The 20,383-nt window shown below is 71.7% G+C and carries 16 protein-coding genes and 3 pseudogenes; 12 read left to right on the forward strand and 7 right to left on the reverse strand.

Annotated features, from left to right (window positions below; translation table 11 throughout):
- Nucleotides 1–329 precede the first annotated feature (329 nt).
- The 5 genes from NGF19_RS19830 to NGF19_RS19850 all read left to right on the forward strand — a co-directional run bounded on the left by NGF19_RS19830 (nt 330) and on the right by NGF19_RS19850 (nt 5,789).
- A complete protein-coding gene (locus NGF19_RS19830; protein WP_252426394.1) occupies nt 330–620 on the forward strand; it encodes an Rv0250c family protein in 291 nt (96 codons plus the stop codon).
- Between the two features lie 14 nt (nt 621–634).
- Complete coding sequence (gene sdhC / locus NGF19_RS19835; protein WP_252426395.1) at nt 635–1,459, forward strand: succinate dehydrogenase subunit SdhC; 825 nt, start codon at nt 635–637, stop codon at nt 1,457–1,459.
- Nucleotides 1,460–1,486: 27 nt separating this feature from the next.
- On the forward strand, nt 1,487–3,427 hold the full coding sequence (locus NGF19_RS19840; protein WP_252426396.1) for a fumarate reductase/succinate dehydrogenase flavoprotein subunit: 1,941 nt from the start codon (nt 1,487–1,489) through the stop codon (nt 3,425–3,427).
- A complete protein-coding gene (locus NGF19_RS19845; protein WP_252426397.1) occupies nt 3,424–4,200 on the forward strand; it encodes a succinate dehydrogenase/fumarate reductase iron-sulfur subunit in 777 nt (258 codons plus the stop codon). The genes NGF19_RS19840 and NGF19_RS19845 overlap by 4 nt, the downstream gene beginning before the upstream one ends.
- Before the next feature lie 80 nt (nt 4,201–4,280).
- Nucleotides 4,281–5,789 carry a TPM domain-containing protein gene (locus tag NGF19_RS19850; protein ID WP_252426398.1) on the forward strand — a complete coding sequence of 503 codons (1,509 nt, stop codon included), beginning with the start codon at nt 4,281–4,283 and terminating at the stop codon, nt 5,787–5,789.
- Between the two features lie 10 nt (nt 5,790–5,799).
- Here NGF19_RS19850 and NGF19_RS19855 read toward each other — a convergent pair whose 3' ends face one another.
- The 6 genes from NGF19_RS19855 to NGF19_RS19880 all read right to left on the reverse strand — a co-directional run bounded on the left by NGF19_RS19855 (nt 5,800) and on the right by NGF19_RS19880 (nt 12,385).
- Nucleotides 5,800–8,388, reverse strand: a complete 2,589-nt coding sequence (locus NGF19_RS19855) for a SpoIIE family protein phosphatase (RefSeq protein WP_252426399.1) — start codon at nt 8,386–8,388, stop codon at nt 5,800–5,802.
- Nucleotides 8,389–8,709: 321 nt separating this feature from the next.
- Nucleotides 8,710–9,138, reverse strand: a complete 429-nt coding sequence (locus NGF19_RS19860; protein WP_252426400.1) for an ATP-binding protein — start codon at nt 9,136–9,138, stop codon at nt 8,710–8,712.
- Between the two features lie 163 nt (nt 9,139–9,301).
- The gene (locus NGF19_RS19865; RefSeq protein WP_252426401.1) at nt 9,302–9,730 is read right to left on the reverse strand and encodes a (deoxy)nucleoside triphosphate pyrophosphohydrolase; all 429 of its coding nucleotides are present in this window, start codon (nt 9,728–9,730) and stop codon (nt 9,302–9,304) included.
- Nucleotides 9,731–9,782: 52 nt separating this feature from the next.
- Nucleotides 9,783–9,974, reverse strand: coding sequence for an SPOR domain-containing protein (locus tag NGF19_RS19870; RefSeq protein WP_252426402.1), 192 nt, complete (start codon nt 9,972–9,974; stop codon nt 9,783–9,785).
- Nucleotides 9,975–10,286: 312 nt separating this feature from the next.
- Nucleotides 10,287–11,039 (reverse strand): GntR family transcriptional regulator, encoded by a 753-nt coding sequence (locus NGF19_RS19875; protein WP_252426403.1) that lies wholly within the window; start codon nt 11,037–11,039, stop codon nt 10,287–10,289.
- A 146-nt stretch (nt 11,040–11,185) separates the two neighbouring features.
- Nucleotides 11,186–12,385 (reverse strand): DUF4190 domain-containing protein, encoded by a 1,200-nt coding sequence (locus NGF19_RS19880; RefSeq protein ID WP_252426404.1) that lies wholly within the window; start codon nt 12,383–12,385, stop codon nt 11,186–11,188.
- A 98-nt stretch (nt 12,386–12,483) separates the two neighbouring features.
- Here NGF19_RS19880 and NGF19_RS19885 point away from each other — a divergent pair, with 98 nt between their 5' ends.
- Nucleotides 12,484–13,605, forward strand: coding sequence for a pyridoxal-phosphate dependent enzyme (locus NGF19_RS19885; protein ID WP_252426405.1), 1,122 nt, complete (start codon nt 12,484–12,486; stop codon nt 13,603–13,605).
- Nucleotides 13,606–13,670: 65 nt separating this feature from the next.
- On the opposite strand, the pseudogene NGF19_RS19890 reads toward NGF19_RS19885, so the two are convergent.
- Nucleotides 13,671–14,912, reverse strand: a pseudogene (locus NGF19_RS19890) (RNA-guided endonuclease InsQ/TnpB family protein); the annotation flags it as partial.
- 76 nt (nt 14,913–14,988) lie between these two features.
- Between NGF19_RS19890 and NGF19_RS19895 the strand changes: the two are divergent.
- From NGF19_RS19895 to NGF19_RS19920, 6 genes and pseudogenes are all read left to right on the forward strand, one after another.
- Nucleotides 14,989–15,137: pseudogene (locus NGF19_RS19895) on the forward strand (transposase); the annotation flags it as partial.
- Between the two features lie 127 nt (nt 15,138–15,264).
- Nucleotides 15,265–15,456: pseudogene (locus NGF19_RS19900) on the forward strand (FG-GAP repeat domain-containing protein); the annotation flags it as partial.
- 176 nt (nt 15,457–15,632) lie between these two features.
- Nucleotides 15,633–16,925, forward strand: a complete 1,293-nt coding sequence (locus NGF19_RS19905; protein ID WP_252426406.1) for an esterase/lipase family protein — start codon at nt 15,633–15,635, stop codon at nt 16,923–16,925.
- Nucleotides 16,926–16,938: 13 nt separating this feature from the next.
- Nucleotides 16,939–17,970, forward strand: a complete 1,032-nt coding sequence (locus NGF19_RS19910; RefSeq protein ID WP_252426407.1) for an alpha/beta fold hydrolase — start codon at nt 16,939–16,941, stop codon at nt 17,968–17,970.
- Nucleotides 17,967–19,430, forward strand: coding sequence for a carboxylesterase/lipase family protein (locus NGF19_RS19915; RefSeq protein WP_252426408.1), 1,464 nt, complete (start codon nt 17,967–17,969; stop codon nt 19,428–19,430). The genes NGF19_RS19910 and NGF19_RS19915 overlap by 4 nt, the downstream gene beginning before the upstream one ends.
- A gap of 219 nt (nt 19,431–19,649) precedes the next feature.
- Nucleotides 19,650–20,261: a phosphatase PAP2 family protein gene (locus NGF19_RS19920; protein ID WP_252426409.1), complete on the forward strand. Its 612-nt coding sequence runs from the start codon at nt 19,650–19,652 to the stop codon at nt 20,259–20,261.
- Nucleotides 20,262–20,383: the final 122 nt, after the last annotated feature.

Here is a 20,383-nt window from a genome sequence, read left to right on the forward strand (position 1 = left end):
CGACAAGACGACTGGGCGTTCTGCCCAGAATTGCCACAATTTGAAGCTGATCGTATAGACCTACTGAAGAGGGACGGGCGCAACGACGCGCGGCGGCACGGCCGCGCGGCGGACGAAGTCCACCCGGACGGCGCATTCCAGACCGCCGCTCGGGCCGGGACGCCCACCCGCCGACCGCGCCCGCACCCGTAAACCCGTACACATCTGTCCCACCATCAGAGGCAAATCCGCGCAGATCCCTTCACACTGGGTGTGTGACGCGCAACACTCACAGGCGCAGGCAGGTTGCCGCCTGAGGCCTCTCCGACCCGTGGAAGTGAGGTCACGTCATGTCCGTGAACGACGAACTGACGTCGGTCCAGCGGTGCCTCGACGACCTGTACCGGTCGGTGGGGCGCCTGGAGCAGCAGATGGGCGGCGGCGGGCTCGACATACGCCGGGTACGCACCGCCGCCGACCACCTGCGCGAGAGCCTGGCGCTGCTGCGCGAGACGGCCACCGCGCCCACCGCGCCCCGCGAGAGCGAACTCGTGACGATCTCCGACACCCCGTACGACACCACCCTGTGGACGGACGCGGACGACGAGGGCCTCGGCGCCCGCGGCCGGCACGCCCCCTGAAAGGTGCGCCCGAGTTGGCCACTGGTACGGAACCCCAACCCAGCAGCGGCGGCGGCGTACGGACCGGTACGCGCGCCGCGATCGCCGCACCGCATCTGCGCACCGACCGCTGGTGGCTGGCCCCCGCCGTCACCGCGGCCGGTCTCCTGGCCTTCGTCCTCTACTCGACCTGGCGGGCCTTCGCGGACACGCACTACTACTCCGCGCCCTACGTCTCGCCGTTCTACTCGCCCTGCCTGGCGGAGCGGTGCCAGACCATGCACGCGGGGCCCAACGCGGCCCTCTTCGGGAGCTGGTGGATCATCTCCCCGGCGATCATCATCCTGATCTTCCCGCTCGGCTTCCGGCTGACCTGCTACTACTACCGCAAGGCCTACTACCGCGCCTTCTGGCTGTCGCCCCCGGCCTGCGCGGTGGCGGAGCCGCACCGCGCGTACACCGGCGAGACCCGGCTGCCGCTGATCCTGCAGAACCTCCACCGGTACTTCTTCTACGCGGCGCTCCTGGTCGCGGGTGTGCTCACCTACGACACCGTGCTCGCCTTCCGCGACACCCACTACCGCTGGGGACACATGGGCCTCGGCACGCTGCTGTTCCTGCTGAACATCGCGCTGATCTGGGCGTACACGCTCTCCTGCCACTCCTGTCGGCACATCGTCGGCGGCAGGATCAAGCACTTCTCCCGGCATCCCGTGCGCTACCGGGTGTGGGGGTTCATCAGCAGGCTCAACGCCCACCACATGCTGCTGGCCTGGGCGTCCCTGGTGAGTGTGGCGCTCGCCGACTTCTATGTGTTCCTGCTCGCGTCCGGCGCCTTCTCCGATCCGCGCTTCTTCTGACGAACTTCTGATGGGTGAGGCCTTGTGATGTCCGTGGTCGACCGGCAGGAATGGGACGTCGTCGTGGTCGGGGCCGGCGGGGCCGGTCTGCGGGCCGCCATCGAGGCGCGCGAGCGAGGCGCGCGTACGGCCGTGATCTGCAAGTCGCTGTTCGGCAAGGCGCACACCGTGATGGCCGAGGGCGGCATCGCGGCGGCGATGGGCAACGTCAACCCGCACGACTCCTGGCAGGTGCACTTCCGCGACACCCTGCGGGGCGGGAAGTTCCTCAACCAGTGGCGGATGGCCGAGCTGCACGCGCGCGAAGCGCCGGACCGAGTCTGGGAGTTGGAGACCTGGGGCGCCCTCTTCGACCGTACCGACGACGGGCGCATCTCGCAGCGCAACTTCGGCGGCCACGAGTACCCGCGCCTCGCACACGTCGGCGACCGGACCGGCCTGGAGCTGATCCGCACGCTCCAGCAGAAGATCGTCGCCCTCCAACAGGAGGACAAGAAGGAGACCGGCGACTACGAGTCCCGGCTGAAGGTCTTCCAGGAGTGCACGGTCACCCAGGTCCTCAAGGACGGCGACCGGGTCTCCGGGGTCTTCGCCTACGAACGCGAGTCCGGGCGCTTCTTCGTCCTCGAAGCACCCGCCGTCGTGATCGCGACGGGCGGTATCGGCAAGTCCTTCAAGGTGACGTCGAATTCGTGGGAGTACACGGGCGACGGGCACGCGCTGGCCCTGCTCGCCGGGGGGCACCTGCTGAACATGGAGTTCGTGCAGTTCCATCCGACGGGCATGGTCTGGCCGCCGTCGGTGAAGGGCATCCTCGTCACCGAGTCGGTGCGCGGGGACGGCGGGGTGCTGCGCAACTCCGACGGCAAGCGGTTCATGTTCGACTACATCCCCGACGTCTTCAAGGAGAAGTACGCGGAGTCGGAGGAGGAGGGCGACCGCTGGTACGAGGACCCCGACCACAACCGGCGCCCGCCCGAACTGCTCCCGCGTGACGAGGTCGCGCGGGCCATCAACGCGGAGGTGAAGGCGGGCCGCGGCTCGCCGCACGGCGGGGTCTTCCTCGATGTGTCGACCCGGATGTCCGCCGAGGTCATCCGGCGCCGACTGCCGTCCATGTACCACCAGTTCAAGGAGCTGGCGGACGTCGACATCACCGCCGAGGCGATGGAGGTCGGGCCGACCTGCCACTACGTGATGGGCGGTGTCGCGGTCGACTCCGACACGGCGGCGGCCCGCGGGGTGCCGGGGCTGTTCGCCGCCGGGGAGGTTGCCGGAGGGATGCACGGCTCCAACCGGCTGGGCGGCAACTCCCTCTCGGATCTCCTGGTGTTCGGGCGCCGGGCGGGACTGCACGCGGCCCATTACGCGGCCGGGACGGCCGGGCGCCCGCGCGTGGACGACGCCCAGGTGGCCACGGCCGCGGCGGAGGCCCTGCGCCCGTTCTCCGCCGAGGGCCCGGCGACCGGCGAGGGGCAGACCCACCCGCCGGAGAACCCGTACGCCCTCCACCAGGAACTCCAGCAGACGATGAACGACCTGGTCGGCATCATCCGCCGCGAGTCGGAGATGGAACAGGCCCTCAAGAAGCTCGCGGAACTGCGGGCACGGGCCCGCCGGGCGGGCATCGAGGGCCACCGCCAGTTCAACCCGGGCTGGCACCTCGCCCTGGACCTGCGCAACATGCTGCTGGTCAGCGAGTGCGTGGCACGCGCCGCGCTGGAACGCACGGAGTCGCGCGGCGGACACACCCGCGAGGACTTCCCGACGATGAACCGGACGTGGCGCTGCGTGAACCTGCTGTGCCGCCTCACCGACCCGGGCGGCCCCCAGGCGGCGTCCGATCCGGTCCGCGGCCAGATCACCCTCTCCCGCGAGACCACCGACCCCATCCGCCCCGACCTGCTCGCCCTCTTCGAGAAGGAGGAGCTGGTCAAGTACCTCGCCGAAGAGGAGCTGTGCGCATGAGCGGCTACGAGGCTCGCTTCAAGGTGTGGCGGGGGGATACGCGGGGCGGTGGGCTGGAGGACTTCGCGGTCGAGGTCAACGAGGGCGAGGTGGTGCTGGACATCATCCACCGGCTCCAGGCCACCCAGGCGCCCGATCTCGCGGTGCGCTGGAACTGCAAGGCGGGCAAGTGCGGTTCGTGCTCGGCGGAGATCAACGGGCGGCCACGGCTGATGTGCATGACGCGGATGTCGGTCTTCGAGCGGGACGAGACGATCACCGTGACCCCGCTGCGCGCCTTCCCGGTGATCCGCGATCTGGTGACGGACGTGGGCTTCAACTACCGGAAGGCGCGCGAGATCCCGGCCTTCGTGCCGCCCTCCGGGCTGGGCCCCGGTGAGTACCGCATGTGGCAGCAGGACGTGGACCGGCCGCAGGAGTTCCGTAAGTGCATCGAGTGCTTCCTGTGCCAGGACGTCTGCCATGTCGTCCGTGACCACGAGGAGAACAAGCCGGCGTACGCGGGGCCGCGCTTCCTGATGCGGACGGCGGAGCTGGACATGCATCCGCTGGACGCGGCGAGCGAGACGGGTCTGGACCGCAAGCGCACGGCCCAGGACGACCACGGGCTCGGCTACTGCAACATCACCAAGTGCTGCACCGAGGTGTGCCCCGAGAGCATCAAGATCACGGACAACGCGCTGATCCCGATGAAGGAGAGCGCGGCGGACCGCAAGTACGACCCGCTGGTGTGGCTGGGGTCGAAGATCCGGAGGCGTTCTCCGGCGGACTGAGACGCCTTCCGTAGGCCCCCGCGTCCCCGAAGGGCGCACCCCGGTCGCGGGTTCGCCTCGCCGGTCATACGCTCCCACTTGTGACGCCGCCAATGCCGATGGGCGTGGTGGGAGCCGCGGGCGGGACGTCCGGCGGCGACCTGGTGCTGCCGCTGGTGGCCGTGGGGACCGCCGTGGCCCTGGCCGGGTACGCGTCGCTGCGGCGCGGGCTGCGCGCGAGGACGCGGACGACACCGGGCGGGCGGACGCCGACCGTCGTACCGCTGGACGAACTCGACCGGCGCGCCGGGGACTCGCTCGTCGCGATCGACGACTGTGTGCGGACGAGCCGAGAGGAACTCTCGTACGTCACCGCGCGATGGGGCGAGGAAGCCGTGCATGCGCATGTGGCGGCCGTGGAGTTCGCCGCGGCGGAGCTGGCCGCCGCGTTCCGGGCGCGGCATCAGCTCGACGAGGGGGCGGGGGCGAGGCGGGAGCTGCTGGAGGAGATCGTCGCGCGATGCGACGCGGCGGGGCGGCGGCTGGACGCGGAGGCGCCCGGGTTCGACGGGACACGGGCGCTGGAGCGGGCCGCGCGGGAGGCGGTGGAGTACGCCGAGACGCGGTTCCGGCGGCGGGCGGCGCGGGCCGTGGACACGGACGGCGTGCTCGCCGAGCTGCGCGAGCGCTGTGCCCTGGCCGCGTATCTGCCGGTGGCGGGCCATGACGAACAGGCCAAGGACCGGCTGGTGTTCGCCACGACGTGTCTCAACGGGGCGCGCCGGGCCCTGGACCGGGACGAGATCGAGCACGCGGTGGCCCGGCTGCGGGCGGCGGAGGCCGCCGTCGACCAGGCGGGAGTGCTGACGGACGGCATCGCCCGGCTCGCGACGGAGCTGGCCACCGCGACGCGGAAGCTGCCCGCCGCTCTCGCCGCCACGGCCAGGGATCTGGCCGAGGCCCGCGCACTCCTGGACACGCAGGGCGCCCGAGCGGATCTGCGGGGGCGGATCGCGTACGGGGAGTCGGTGGTGGAGGCGCTCCGGGCCGAGGCTCCCGCCGCCGCGCGGGGGTGGCGCGATCCGGTGGGGGCGCTGCGGCGGATCGAGCACGTGTCGACCGGGCTGGACCGGGCCCTCGCGCGCACCCCGGACGGCTCGCGGGCCCTGGCCCGGCTGGAGCGGGCGCTGCTGACCGCGCGCAGTACGGTCGCCGCCGCGGCGGACCATGTGACGGCGTACCGAGGCGCGGTCGGCGTGGAGGCGCGGACGCGGCTCGCGGAGGCGGAGCGGCGGCTGCGGGAGGCGGAGAACACGGAGCGGCCCCCCGTACCGGCCCCGTCCGCCGCCCTCGCCGACGCCCGTGAGGCAGACACCCAGGCCCGACAGGCCCGGCAGCTCGCGGAGCGGGACGTACGGACGTACGGGACGCCGTACGGCGAGAGCCTGGAGACCGGCGGCGCCGTACTCGGCGGCATCCTGCTCCGCGCCCGCCCCGGCCGGGACACCGGCGGCCCCGCGAGCTACGGCGGACCGGGCACACGCGGGCGCAGGAACTGCGGCGAACTGTTCCACACGCCCCGACACCCGCCCGGCGAAGGAACCGGCTAGAGGGAGCCGTCTAGTACAGGCTCAGCAGTGCCTCCGTCGGGTCCATCGCGTGGCTGTCGCCGTCCGGGAGCGGTAGTTCGAACCACACTGTCTTGCCGTGCGGGGTGCGGCGTGAGCCCCAGCCTGCGGAGAGCAGGCCGACCAGTTGCAGTCCTCGGCCGCCCTCGTCGGTGTCGCGGGCGCGGCGGCGGCGCGGTTGGACCAGGCCCGCGTCCCACACCTCGCACACCAGCGTCCGGTCGAGGAGCAGCCGCAGCCGGATCTCGCCCTCCCCGTACCGCAGGGCGTTGGTCACCAGCTCGCTGACCAGCAGCTCCGCCGTGTCCACGAGGGGTTCAAGGCCCCAGCCGGTGAGTTGGGCGCGTGCGTACTCGCGGGCGCGGCCGACGCTGCGCGGCTCGCGCGGCAGGGTCCAGTCGCCGACGGACTCGGCGGGCAGGCCCTGGATGCGTGCCATCAGCAGCGCGATGTCGTCCTCGCCGTGGTGGGTGTCGAGGGTGGTCAGGACGTGGTCGCAGACGTCCTCCAGCGGCCTGCTGGAGTCGGTGAGCGCTCCGACGAACGCCTGGAGGCCCTCGTCCAGCGGATGGTCGCGGGACTCGACCAGCCCGTCCGTGTAGAGCGCGAGCAGCGCGCCCTCGGGCAGTTCGACCTCCACCTCCTCGAACGGCTCGCCGCCCACGCCGAGCGGCATCCCGGGCGGCACGTCCAGCATCAGCGCGGGCTCGCCCGGCTCGACGAGGACCGGGGGCAGATGGCCCGCGTTGGCGAAGGTGCAGCGGCGCGTCACCGGGTCGTAGACCGCGTACACACAGGTCGCGAGGTACACCTCGGACAGCTCCGCGTCGCGCGGCTGGCGGGATGTGCGCCCGGCTTCCGACGGGGCGCCGAGGCCGCGCGCGATCTCGTCCAACGCGGAGAGCACCTCGGCGGGTTCGAGGTCGAGCAGGGCCAACGTACGGACCGCCGTACGGAGTTCGCCCATCGCCACGGCGGCGCGCAGCCCGCGGCCCATGACGTCGCCGACGACCAACGCGGTGCGGTGGCCCGGCAGTTCGATGACGTCGAACCAGTCGCCGCCGACCTCGGTCGCCGCGTTGCCCGGCAGATAGCGGCAGGCGATGTCGAGCCCGGAGGCCTCGGGGTCGCCCGGCGGCAGCAGGGAGCGCTGCAGGATCAGCGCCCGTTCGTGCTCGCGGCGGTACAGGCGCGCGTTGTCGATACAGACCGCGGCGCGCGCGGCCAGTTCCACGGCGAGCCCGCGGTCCCGTTCGCCGAACGGCTCGCTGCCCTTCGTACGGCAGAACTGGGCGAGGCCGACCACGGTGTCGTGGGCGACCATGGGCACCGCGAGCGTGGACTGGATCAGCCCGCCGTCCTCGGCCGGGATGTACCGGGGGCGCCCGGTGCGCAGGGCCGCCGCCCAGGGCGAGTTGAAGGCGTAGTGGTGGACGGAGCCGACGGGTACGGGCGCGGGGCCGGTGGCGAAGGGCACGCCCGAGACCGCGCTGGAGAAGGCGACGCGCCGCAACTCGACGCTTCCGTCGGTGAGTCCGGGCGGTGTCTCGTCGCCGACCAGCAGCCCTTGGTGGAGGTCGACGGTGGCGAGGTCGCAGAAGCCGGGCACGACCACGTCGAGGAGTTCGCGTGCGGTGGTCTCCAGGTCGAGGGAGTTGCCGATGCGGGCGCCCGCCTCGTTGAGGAGTGCGAGGTTGCGGCGGGCGGCGGCGGCCTCGCGGGCGGCGGCGCGGCGGCCGGTGACATCGGTACTGAGCCAGGCGACGCCGAGGGTGCGCCCGCTGCCGCTGTGGACGCGGTAGAGGTTGGCGGACCAGTGCTTGCGCTCGTCGGAGCCGGGGACGAAGCCCGTGACATGCATGTCCGTGATCGACTCGCCGGTCTCCAGGACGCGCCGCAGGGTCGCGGCCACGCGGTCGGCCTCCGCCGCCGGCAGGTAGTCGTGGACGCGACGGCCGCGGTGGTCGTCCGGGGTGCCGCCGAAGACGGAGGCGAAGCGCTGGTTGGCGCGCCGCACCCGCAGTTCGGTGTCGATCAGCAGGAACCCGAAGGGAGATTGACCGAAAATCGCCTGCGAGGCGGCGAGGTCGGTCTCGATCCGGCGCAGCGTGTGGACGTCCACGACGATGCACACGGCGGCCCGCTCGCCCTCCTCGGTGGCCGTGGGCATCACATAGACCTCGGCGAGCCCCTCCGTCCCGGCCGCATCGGGCGCCCGGAAGGGGACGACACCCGTCCACTCCCGGCCATCGAGAATCTCGGCCATCTTGCGCTGGCCGCGCTCGCGCAGTTCGGGTGCGATGAACGCCTCGATGGGATCCATGCCGACGGCCCGCTCGGCGGGGATGCCGAACAACTGCTCGGCCCGCAGGCTCCACTGGTCGACATGCCCGTCGGGACCGATGGAGAACGACGCGACCTTTATGTAGTCGTACATGGAGCCAGGCGGGCTGACCTGCCACAACGTGCCGCTCGCGGCATCGCGAAGTTCGGCGGCCACGGCAGCGTCAGTCGTGGCCGCTGCCCTCGCGCCGTCCGACGGGTCCTCGGACTCCGTGGCCTTCGCTGGTATCTCGCTCACGCGAACCGTCCCCTCCAGCTCACCGCGTCCGGCACCGGTCACCGAGGGCGGCTGCCCGCAGTATCCAGCACTGCGGCGCCGCGCAACACGGTGTTCACGATCACACCATGGTCCCGATGGCTTTCGGACCGGCCGCGCCATACTCCCAGTCTTCTAACCAGGTGATGCCCCCTCGAACCAAAGACTGCCGCCATCGACCCTGGCGTGATCCTTTCGCTCACCGTGCGCCCCTGGTGCCTCACCGTGCGCCAGCGCAGCGCCACCGCGCACAGGGGGGCGCGATCAGCGGGGACGGGCGGCGCGGGGCGGACGGTGGCTCGGTCAGCCGGAAACCCCCAGTTCGAACCAGACTGTCTTGCCGGGTTCCGCCGGCTCATGGCCCCAGCGGCTCGAGGAGTGGGCGACCAACTGGAGCCCGCGGCCGTTCTCGTCGTCGGCGCGGGCGGTGCGCTCGCGGGGCGGGTCCGGGAGCGGGTCGGAGACCTCGACGCGCAGGGTGGCGGCGGAGTCGGCGGGGCGTACGAGGCGGACGCCGATGGGGCCCGTCGCATGCCGCAGTGCGTTGGTCACCAGCTCGCTGACCAGCAGCGCGGCGACCTCGCCGAGCTGATCGAGCCCCCAGGAGCGCAGTTGCTCCCGGACCGCGGTACGAGCGGTCCGCACCGCACCCGGTTCAGCGGGGAACGTCCACTCGGCGCTTTGACCTTCGGTGTCGAGCACACCGATCACTTCCCAGACCCAGAAGCCCACCCATGTCCGGTTTCGTGGGGTTAGTGGGCCCATACCCGGTATGCGAGGTGCCTTACCGCGCACAAGGGCGCACGGTGGCACCAACGGCGTACGGGGCGGAGGGCGCGGGGCGCGGGCGCGTCAGGGGAGCAGGACACGGGCCACGCCAGTGGTCGGACAGGGGTCAGGAAGAACAGGCCCGTCCCGGGACGCCCTCGGTGGGCCGCCATTCCGCCAGTACGGCCTCGACCGCCGCCACGTCCTGGTCGAGCCAGTCGACGTCCCAGATCTCCTCGGGGGTCAGCCAGCGCAGCTCGTCGTGGTCCTCCAGGGGCTCGGGCACCCCGGCGAGCAGGCGCGCGGTCCACACCCGCAGGACATATCCCGGCTTCAGGGGCCACTCCCCCGGTACGCGGCCGACCGGCTCCACCGTCACGCCCAACTCCTCGCGCAACTCGCGCGCCAGGGCATGTTCGGGGCTCTCGCCGGGTTCGACCTTGCCGCCGGGCAGTTCCCAGCGCCCGGCCAGCTCGGGGGGCGCGCTGCGGCGGGCGGCCAGGAGACGGCCTCGGTCCAGCAGGGCACCTCCGACCACCACGATCGTCTGCGTCATGCGCCGGAGCCTACGGGAGCGCGGGGCGGGACGGCCGTGCGGGGCGAACCCCTCACGTGCTTCCGTTGCTCCCGCTGCGCCCGATGCGCTCCACCCAGTAGAGCTGCTTGTGGCCGCGGTCCTCGAAACTGTCCACGATCTTCTGGGCCTCGGCGCGGGTCGCGTACCTGCCCACGCTGTAGCGGTTGCCGTTGTCGTCCTGCCGGATGATCAGCCAGGGAAGAGTGATCGTGCCGTCGCTCATCGCACCCCTCCGCGTCCCGTCCCCGATATCCGCCGCGCCCCTTCCGAGGGAACCGCATTGCGCATATGCCCGAGCCTACGCCCTGCCTTTACGGAGCGAATACGGGTTTTCACAAAGAGGTTACGCAACCAGCCACCGGGGAGGGGGCGCACGCCGTCGAACGCGCCGTCGCACACGCCCCCGGCGCACGCCGAGCAGCGCAAAGCCGATCAGGGGTGAGGGCGGAAGGAACGACCGAATCCCAACTGCGGCCCGGGATACGGCTATTGAGGGAGAAGCGGACCTCGCGGGAAGAGAGGCGGGTCCGCGCGGCTACTTCACCGGCAGGTGGTACGCCGCACGGAACCGGTCCGCGGGCACGACCACGTCCGCCGTCTCCACCGGGCGGCCCGAGGCGAAGTACGTCCGCTGGAGCGTCAGCACCACATGGCCAGGGACGCCGCCCAGCGCCATCAGCTCCTCCGCGAGGCCGGGGCGGGCGCCGACCTCCTCCGTGACGTTGTCCACGATCACGTCGATGGCGGCCATGCGCTCCACGACGCCCATGCCGCCGAGAGGGCCCTCCTCGGGGAGCATCACGGGCGTGCGGCCGGTCAGGGCGAGCGGCTCCCAGGACGTGGAGAGCATCATCACCTCGCCCGCCTCCCGGAACACGTACTTCGTGCGCATCACGCGGTCGCCCGGCTGGATGGCGAGCCGCTCGGCGATGACGCCGCTCGCCTCCGTCTGCTCGCTGCGCGAGTCCCAGGTGCCGTGCGCCGAGGTGTCCGCCTGCTCCTGACGGAACGGCGTGGCCCCGCTCTCCGGGCGGAAGCCGGAGCGGGCGATGCGCCGCGGCACGGGCCGCTCCCGGACATAGGTGCCCGAGCCGGAGCGGCCCTCGACGAGCCCCTCGGCCATCAGCACCTTGCGGGCCTCCAGGGCCACCGTGTCCGAGACGCCGTACTCCTCGCGGATACGGGCCTGGGACGGGAGGCGGGTGTGCGGCGGCAGCAGGCCGTCGGCGATCTTCTTGCGGAGATCACCCGCGACCCGCAGATATGCCGGCTGGTCACCGAAAGTCACTGGCCGCTCCCCTCAGGCTGTACAGACAGCAACAGATTGGCAACCCTGGGTGGTGCCGCGCAAGCAGAGGCCAGAGAATCACTCGATGTGATGACATTGCCTGCACAGGGCTTTGCGCAGGCACTTTCTCCCCGTTATGGCGCCCGTTACACCCGCTCCTCGCTCCGGGTGTCTCCGCCGGAACCCTCGCTGTCGTCGCTGTCATGTGACGGAGGGGTGGTAGCGAGGCCCAGAGCCTTGCGTGCGGTGACCGCCTCGCGGCCCTCCAGCAGCGCGCTGCCCTCGTCGTAGTGGGTGTAGAACGCGTCGGCGTCCGTGGCCTCCGCCGCCTTCCGCCACTCCTCGCGGGCCCGCTCCAGGGCCTTCGTCTGATCCGCGACGGGCTTGTCGGCGTCGTCCTGCCACTCATGGGTGCGCAGGTTCCGGGTCTGCTCGGTCAGCGCGGCGGCAACCCGCTCCGCCCACGCCCGGTGGCCCGGCAGGTCGTCCTCGACATCCGCGGTGTCGGGGACGGTGTTCAGGGCGTCGTAGAGCAGGACGTCCGCCTGCAGATAGGCGAGTTGGTCCCCGGCCAGGGTCGTGGCGTCGCGGCGCAGCGAGCCGGTGAGCCTGCTCTTGGCGTCGGTGTGGCCGAACATGCAGTTGATGTCGCGGTCGCCGAAGCGCCAACTCTCCCGCGTGGGCGTGAAGTAGTAGACGTCGACGTAGTCGGGGATCGCCCAGAAGTCCATGGCGTAGGCGCTCTGGAGCGTGAAGCACTTCTCCTCGGCGATCTCGGTGAGCGTGGCGGTGCCGGGGTAACGGGTGCCGGTCAGCTCGTAGTCGGCGAACACCTCGGCCTGGTGCCTGCCGGAGCAGGACACCGTGCGGACGTCGTACGGCTCGCCCTCCAGCGACCCACCGGGCACGTCGAAGCACTCGCCCTTCTTCACGGAGAACGTCACGCTGTCGCGCGCCCCGTCCTTGACGCCCTCCCAGAACTCCGACGCGCTGCCCGTCGCGAAGAACAGCACCAGCAGCGCGAGCCCGAGCGAGGACGTCGCGATTCCGCCGATCGCGAGCCCCCGGCCGCGCTCGCCGCGCCGCTTGATCTGCGCGAGCGCGATCAGCCCGAGGATCAGCCCGACGGCGGGCAGGAAGCACATGATGCCGAGGACGAGCGCGGCGACCGCGAGCCCGTTGACCGGCGCCGGACGGTGGTACGGGGCGTACCCCTGGCCCCAGGGCTGGTACGGGAGCCCGTTCCCGTACGGCGGCCCGTACGGCTGCCCGTACGGCTGCCCGTACGCACCCTGCGGAGGGGGGTCCTGGGGCTGCTGGGGGCCGGGAGGCGGGGGTATGGCCACGAGTACGGGCTCCTCGTCCGAATGTGGAGAACTGGTGTACGAGCCGCATGGTACGGCGAGCGCAGGACAGGGCGCCCCCGATCGACAACCCTGTTCCCATGACACTTTTGCCGGACTGTTACTGCCCGGTGGACGGCACGCGGGTGTCCGCGAGGTCGCTCGCCTGGTGCTGCCCCGTCTGCGGCGGCCCGCTGGACCTCGACTTCTCCCCCACCCCGGCCCCCCTCAAGTCCCTTGCGGGGCGCGTGAACTCGCTGTGGCGGTACGCGGAGACGCTGCCGCTGGCCAGGCCCTCGGTCAGTCTCGGCGAGGGCCGTACCCCGCTGGTGGAACTGACGGACGGCGTCCAGGCGAAGCTGGACTTCCTGATGCCGACGCTCTCCTTCAAGGACCGGGGCGCGGTGCTGCTGGCCGAGCTGGCGCTGCGCCTCGAGCCGCGCCGGGTCGTCGCCGACAGCAGCGGCAACGCGGGCACGGCGATCGCCGCGTACTGCGCGCGGGCCGCGCTGCCGTGCACGGTGTACGTCCCCCGGGACACCTCGCCGAAGAAGCTGGAGCAGATCGACGCGCACGGAGCGCGGCTGGAGGTGGTCGACGGCGACCGCGAGGCCGTGGCACGGGCCGCGCGCGAAGTGGCGGACGAACCCGGGGTGTTCTACGCCTCGCACGTCTTCAACCCGTACTTCCTGCACGGCACGAAGACCTACGTCCATGAGCTGTGGGAGGACCTCGGCGGGCGGCTGCCGGAGGTCCTCGTGCTGCCCGTCGGCAACGGCACGCTGCTGCTGGGCGCCGCGCTCGCCGTCGCGGAGCTGTACGCGGCGGGCCTGATCGGGCGTCGGCCCGCGCTGTACGCGGTCCAGGCAGCCGCGGTGGCACCGCTCGCGCGGGCGTGGGAGGAGGGCGCGGACGATCTGGCGGAGGCCGCCCCCGTGGCCCCGACCGCCGCCGAGGGCATCGCGGTCCCCCGGCCGCCGCGGGCCCGTCAGATCCTGCGCGCGGTACGGGACTCGGGCGGCATGTTCCTGACGGTGACGGAGGATCAACTCCGTCATGCGCAACGGGACCTGGCATCCCGTGGCCTGTACGTGGAGTCGACGGGGGTGGCGTCCTGGGCGGCGGTGCGGGACGGGGTGCCGGGCGAGCGCGGTGCGGTGGTGCCGCTGTGCGGGGCGGGCCTGAAGTCGGGACCGGTCGGTCCGGCGCCCTCCGGCGACTGAGGCCGCCGGGACTCCTCTTCTCGCGCGCTCCCACCTGGTCCGTTGTTGACATGCTCCCTGGCCTGAAGTCCGGGGATTCCGGCCTGGGTCGTCCGACCCTTCCGGGGGCTTCCTGCTTCACCGCGCTGTGCGGGCACGTGTGCCCGTCTTACCGGCGCTCCACAGGCGTTTGGCGTCTCCGCCCGTCCGGCGGCGACGATGCGACGTCCTTCGAACAGCACGTTGCGCGCTGCGTTGTGGTCGCGGTCGTGCACGGTCCCACACTCACCGCACGTCCACTCCCGCACGTGCAGGGGCTTGGGGCCGTCCCGGAATCCGCAGGCCGAGCAGACCTGAGAGGACGGGAAGGCACGGTCGACCTTGGCGAAGGTGCGGCCGTGCAGAGCCGCCTTGTACTCCAGCATGCCGACGAACGCGGACCATCCCGCGTCGTACACGGACTTGGCGAGCCGGGTGCGCCCGAGGCCGGACACCGCGAGGTCTTCCACATACACCGCTTGGTTGTCGCGAATGATCTGGGTGGAAGTCTTGTGGTGCCAGTCCCGGCGCCTGTCGGCCACCTTGGCGTGCTGGCGCGCGACCTTGCTGCGGGCCTTGGCCCGGTTCTTCGAACCCTTGACCTTGCGGGACAACTCCCGCTGAAGACGCCTGAGTTTCTTCTCTGCCCGGCGCAGAAAGCGCGGGGCACTGATCTTCGTCCCGTCGGACAGGACCGCGAACGCGGACAGGCCGAGGTCGATACCGGCGTCGGTCTCCACCTCCGGGAGGATGTCCGGGTCGGTGTCCACGACGAAGCTGAGGAAGTACCGGCCCGCACTGTCCTTGGTGACGGTCAGGGACGTCGGGGCCGCCGGAAGGCGGCGGGACCACTTGACCTTGAGGTCGCCGACCTTGGCCACGTACACGGTGCCGTCGTCCTGGAGAGTGAAGGCGTTGGTGTTGAGGCGGATCGACTGCCGGGTGTCCTTCTTCGACTTGTACCGGGGCGGCCCGACCCTCCGCCCTCGCCGTTTGCCCTTGAGGCTGTCGAAGAAGTTCTTGTAGGCGGCATCCAGGTCCCGCAGGGACTGCTGCAGGACGACCGCTGACACGTCGGCGAGCCAGGCGCGTTCTTCGGTGCGCTTGGCCTGGGTGATGCGAAGCCGGGACAACTCCGCCGACTTCACATACGGCAGTCCCGCCGCGTGCGCTTCCTTGCGGTCGCGCAGGCAGTCGTTCCACACCACGCGAGCGCACCCGAACGCGCGCGCCAGCGCACGGCGCTGGGTGGCATCCGGGTAGGCCCGGAAGTTGTAGCGGAGCCGCATGACCAAGACATTACGACAATTGGCCTCATGAGGTGAGAAGAACGACTACAGGCGGGGCAGACACGTTGGTTCGGCGATGCATGTGCACGTGGTCTTCGTGACGAAGCATTGGTCAACAGCCTCAAAGGCGTCTCCGCCCGCCGGATACGCCAGGAGTTCACCGGCCACACCAACCACGCCATCACGCACAAGCACCAGTGGTCACCCTCGTACTTCTCCGCCTCCTGCAGCGGTAAGATCCGGCAGCCGCGTGCTCGGGACGGCGCGCGGCACGGCCGCGGGCCAGGACTGGACGGTCGACCCGTACGGCGGCCACGTCGCCTACGTCGACGCGGGCGGCGACGTCCACAAGGTGTGCTCCAAGTGGGGCGCGTCGTACAACGCGATCGTCGGCGTCGGGGACATCACGGGCGACGGCAAGCCCGACCTCGTCGCGCGGGACACGGCCGGGGTCCTGTACCGCAACAACGGCAAGGGGAACGGGTCGTTCGGCGGACGGGTCAAGATCGCGACCGGCTGGAAGGCCTACAAGGGGATCTTCTGAGGCCTCCCGAGGCGCACTGCCCCGGACGCCGGTTCCGGGCATGGTGCGGCGCCCCATAGGGGCCAACTCCCTTATGGGGTACGCACCTATGCCTCCCCGTACGGGCCTTGCCTAACGTGTGCGCGGCGCACCACAACGCCGCGCACACATCCACACCAGGGCAAGGGGGCCGGGGCATGCGGGACGGACGAGGCCGTGCGGGACGGTGGCGGCTGCTGACCGCCCTGGTGACGGCGGTGGTGGCCGCGCTGCCCGTCACCGGGGGCACCGCGTCCGCCGCCGGGCAGCCGCCCTCCTACCTCGCCCTGGAGGCGAGTTACGGGTCCGGCAGCGTGACCAACGGCTGGGAGCGCGTGGAGCGTTACCTCGACTCCACCTCCGGGTTCCGCACCGAGGGCTACCCGGCCGACGGCCGCGGTGACCAGGACGGGCAGCGTGTGACGTACTTCGGCGGCGTCACCCGTCCGTACTCCGGCCGCTTCCTGCTCTACTCGGCCCCCGGCTGGGACACCGGAGCCGACACGACGCCGGTCCTCCTCGTGCACGGCGCGAACGACACCGCGGACCGCGCCTGGGCCGACCCGGGCGAGTCGGGCGGCTACGGCTGCGGCGCCCTGTCCTGCCCGTCCACCGGGCTGATGCAGTACCTGTCCTCGCGCGGCCACCGGGTCTTCGCCGTCGGCTTCGCGCACAAGCAGGGCGACAACCTGATGCAGGCGCAGGTCGTCGGGGACGCGATCGCCGTCATCAAGGCGAAGCTGGGGGTCGACAAGGTCGACCTGGTCGGCTGGAGCAAGGGCGAGATGTCGGCGCGCGCGTATGTCTCGTCGCTGAAGCCGAGTTGGGGACGCGCGTACGCCGGTGACGTCCGCAGGCTGATCACCGTCGGCGGACCGAACGGCGGCTACGACTACCCGTACGCGCACGGCTGGGCGCACGACTTCTCCGTCTGGCCGGAGTGCGGAGGACAGATCAACGCCCCCTCGCCGCACTCCCGTATGACGTGCTACGGCCTGTACACCGCGCACCCCGAGTTCTCGATGACCCCCTCCGGCGGCTACGACAACTACCCCGGCCAGCGACAGATGCTGGCCCGCTGGGACGACACGTACGGGGTCGACGGCGCCGCGCAGGACTGGTACACGACGTACTACGGCGGCCAGGGCTTCTACACCGCGGGCAGCGGCATCCAGGCCGCCATCGACGCGGGCTCGCTGATCGAGCCGCTGCACCGGGCGGGCGTGCCCGCGTCCGTCACCACGTATCTGCTGGCCGGTGGCTCCCCGGACGTCGTCGGCATCTTCAACGAGAACCGCGGGCCCAGCGACGGTGTCGTCTTCGTCGCGAGCGCGCTCGACACCACCGGCATCCCCACGGTCGGCGGCAAGGCCACCGTCGCCGCGGCCAACCACCTGGAGCTGGGCTGGAACAGCTCGGCCGCCGCTCAGATCGCCACCTGGCTCTCGTAAAGGACCCGCGCACATGACCGCGAGCAGCATCCGTACCCGCCGCGTGCCCACCGGGCGTCTCACCGTGCGGCTCAGCGAGGTACGGGACGAGGGCGAACCGGTCGTCTTCGTCCACGGCAACGTCTCCTCGTCCGCCTTCTGGCACACCACGATGACCCGGCTCCCGGACCGCTACCGCCCCCTCGCGCTCGATCTGCGCGGCTTCGGCGGCACCGATCCGCTGCCCATCGACGCGACGCGCGGTGTGCGCGACCACGCCGACGACCTCGCCGCGCTGCTCACGGCGCTCGGGATCGAGCGCGCGCATCTGGTGGGCTGGTCCCTCGGCGGGGGCGTGGTCATGCAGTATCTGTGCGACCGTCCGGCCGCGGTCCGTTCCCTGACCCTGGTCAACCCGGTCTCCCCGTACGGCTTCGGGGGGACGCAGGGCGTGGAGGGGGTCCTCACCTCCGAGGACGGGGCGGGCTCGGGCGGCGGTACGGCCAACCCGGAGTTCGTCGCGCGGCTCGCCGACGGCGACCACGGCGAGGACTCCCCGCTCTCGCCCCGCGCCGTCCTCGCGAATTGCTACGGCAAGGCGCCATGGCGCCCCGCGGCCGAGGACGCGTACGTCGCGTCCATGCTCACCACCCGGACCGGCGCGGACCACTACCCGGGCGACAGCGTGCCGACGGAGGTCTGGCCGGGCGTCGCGCCCGGGACCCGCGGAGTCCTCAACTCCCTGTCCCCGCTGCACTTCCGCCTCGACGGACTGCCCCTGGTCGACCCCAAGCCGCCGGTGCTCTGGATCCGCGGCGAGGACGATGTGATCGTCTCGGACACCTCGGTGTTCGACCTGGCGCACCTGGGCGCGATCGGCGCGGTGCCGGGCTGGGACGGCACCCCGGCCCAGCCGATGGTGGCGCAGACCCGCCACGTCCTGGACCGGTACGCGGCGGCGGGCGGCCTGGTACGGGAGGTCGCCGTGCCGGACGCCGGACACACGGTGCATCTGGAGCGCCCCGACGCGTTCGACACGGCCCTGCGGGGAATCCTGTCGGCATGACGGTCCGCACCACGGTCTGCACCACCGAGCAGGGCGCCGTCCGCGGGCGGCTGTCCGCGGACGGGGTGGCCTCCTTCCTTGGCCTGCCCTACGCCGCCCCGCCCTTCGGCCCCCTGCGCTTCCGCGCGCCCGCCGCACCCGCGCGCCGGAGCGGCGTACGCGAGGCGACGGCCTACGGCCCCACCGCGCCCCACGCGCCCTACGCGCCGCCCTTCGACGCCCTCATCCCGGAGAACGAGATCCCCGGCGAGGACTGCCTGAACCTCAACATCTGGACCCCGGAGCCCCGGCCGGGCGCCGGTCTGCCGGTGATGGTGTGGCTGCACGGCGGGGCGTTCTCCAACGGCTCGGGCTCGGCGTCGGGGTACGACGGGAGCGCGTTCGCCCGCGACGGGGTCGTCTGCGTCACCCTCAACTACCGGCTGGGCTCGGACGGCTTCCTCCACCTTCCCGGTGTCCCGGACAACCGCGGCCTGCTCGACCAGGTGGCCGCGCTGCGCTGGGTCCGCGCCAACATCGCCTCCTTCGGCGGTGATCCGGAGCGGGTGACGGTGTTCGGGGAGTCGGCGGGCGCCATGGGCATCGGCGTGCTGCTGGCCACCGGGCAGGCCCGCGGCCTGTTCCGCCGCGCGATCCTGCAGAGCGGCGCCTGCCATCACGTGCTGCGCCCGTCGTCGGCGGCGCTGATCGCGGCCCGGCTGGCGGAGAAGCTCGGGATCGAACCGACCCCGAAGGCGTTCGCCGCGGTCCCGCTCGACGATCTGCTGCCCGCCCAGGCCGAGCTGCGCGGCGAGATCGGCGCCCGCCCGGACCCGGCGCTGTGGGGCGAGGCGGCGCTCAACATGATGCCGTTCGAACCGGTGACGGCCGGTCCGTCCCTGCCGGGCCCCGACTGCGGGGTGGACCTCCTCGTCGGGAGCAACCGCGAGGAGTACCGCCTCTTCCTGGTCCCCACCGAGCGCATGGACGTCTTCCCCGCGTCCCGGCTCCGCACCATGGCGGCGGCCTACGGCGTGGACCCGGACCGGGCGCTGTCGGTGTACGGGGCGAGCCGCCCCGGAGCCGTCCCCGGCGAGCTGCTGGAAGCGGTGGCGACGGACTGGTTCTACCGGATCCCCGCCCTGCGCCTGGCCGAGTCCGTCCCGGGCTCGTACGTGTACGAGTTCGCCTGGCGCTCTCCGCGGTACGCGGGCCGCCTCGGCGCGTGCCACGCCCTGGAGCTGGGCTTCGTCTTCGACCGGCTGCACGACCCGTCGTACGCCCCGATGGTCGGCCCCCGCCCGCCCCAGGCGCTCGCGGACGCGATGCACGCGGCCTGGGTCTCCTTCGCGACGAGCGGCGACCCCGGCTGGCCCGCGTACGACACGGCCGGCCGCACCACGATGATCTTCGCCGAGGATTCGGGCCCGGAGGACGACCCCCGCGCGCGGGAGCGCCTGCTGTGGGACGGCGTACGCTGACCGGCCGTACGCGCACCGCCACACATATCCGTACGTACGCGTACAGGCGCCCGCTCGTGAGGCAAGCTCGTAAGGCAACTGGACCCCGCCTGGTAGCGTCTACTCCTCTGTAGATGTTCACGCCTCGGAGGCCTCACCTTCACCCGGGTGTCCGCCTCGTGCCGCTGTGCGTTCCCCGGGGCGTGTCCGCATGTGATCCACATCTCGGAGATCCACTTGATGCCTACCTCCTCGGTCGCTCTAGACGGCGCGGCCATAGACGGCGGTCTGTACACCGACGTCACCGACATCGCCCGCGACACCCACTGGCTCAATGAGCCGGTGGCGGTCTTCACCGACTACGGGATGGGGCTGTTCGCCGTCTTCCTGCTGTTCGCGTGGTGGCGGGCCCGGCGGGAGGAGAGCACGGTCATGGCGGCCGTCCTGTCCATACCGTTCGCCGTCGTGCTCGCGTACGTCTTCAACAGCGGGATCAAGAACTACTTCGAGGAGCCCCGCCCCTGCCGGGCCCTCCCCCACGCCTTTCTCGTCGAGGCCTGTCCCCCGGTGGACGACTACGCGTTCCCCAGCAACCACACCACCGTGGCCTTCGCCTTCACCGCGGCGTTCTTCCTGATCGACAAGCGCCTCGGGGCGGTCGCCCTCCTGACGGCCGTGGTGATGGGAACCTCCCGCGTCTACGTCGGCGCCCACTACCCCCATGACGTCGCGGTCGGCGCGGTGGTGGGAACGATCGCCGCCCTCATCATCGCGGTGCTGGGCCGCCGTCTGCTCACCCCTCTCGTGGAACGCCTCCGCGGCGGGGCACTGCGCCCGCTGCTCGCCGCCTAGCCGTACTCCTCGCGGCGGCTCTCGGGCCGCTGAAGCACCTCACCACCGACCCCAGGGAGCGGAACCCCGCCCCCTGGGGTTTGACATGAGGGAGATCGACTTCCTAGGTTTCACTAACACAT

This window comes from Streptomyces macrolidinus (assembly GCF_023887685.1).
Taxonomy (GTDB): domain Bacteria; phylum Actinomycetota; class Actinomycetes; order Streptomycetales; family Streptomycetaceae; genus Streptomyces; species Streptomyces macrolidinus.

Bases quoted from the DNA above. Each gene is read 5' to 3' on its own strand.
- NGF19_RS19870 (WP_252426402.1), bottom strand. From the start codon at position 9,974: ATGAGCGACGGCACGATCACTCTTCCCTGGCTGATCATCCGGCAGGAC.
- NGF19_RS19915 (WP_252426408.1), top strand. From the start codon at position 17,967: ATGACGGTCCGCACCACGGTCTGCACCACCGAGCAGGGCGCCGTCCGC.
- NGF19_RS19845 (WP_252426397.1), top strand. From the start codon at position 3,424: ATGAGCGGCTACGAGGCTCGCTTCAAGGTGTGGCGGGGGGATACGCGG.
- NGF19_RS19840 (WP_252426396.1), top strand. From the start codon at position 1,487: ATGTCCGTGGTCGACCGGCAGGAATGGGACGTCGTCGTGGTCGGGGCC.
- NGF19_RS19865 (WP_252426401.1), bottom strand. From the start codon at position 9,730: ATGACGCAGACGATCGTGGTGGTCGGAGGTGCCCTGCTGGACCGAGGC.
- NGF19_RS19885 (WP_252426405.1), top strand. From the start codon at position 12,484: ATGACACTTTTGCCGGACTGTTACTGCCCGGTGGACGGCACGCGGGTG.
- NGF19_RS19905 (WP_252426406.1), top strand. From the start codon at position 15,633: ATGCGGGACGGACGAGGCCGTGCGGGACGGTGGCGGCTGCTGACCGCC.
- NGF19_RS19830 (WP_252426394.1), top strand. From the start codon at position 330: ATGTCCGTGAACGACGAACTGACGTCGGTCCAGCGGTGCCTCGACGAC.
- NGF19_RS19920 (WP_252426409.1), top strand. From the start codon at position 19,650: ATGCCTACCTCCTCGGTCGCTCTAGACGGCGCGGCCATAGACGGCGGT.
- NGF19_RS19910 (WP_252426407.1), top strand. From the start codon at position 16,939: ATGACCGCGAGCAGCATCCGTACCCGCCGCGTGCCCACCGGGCGTCTC.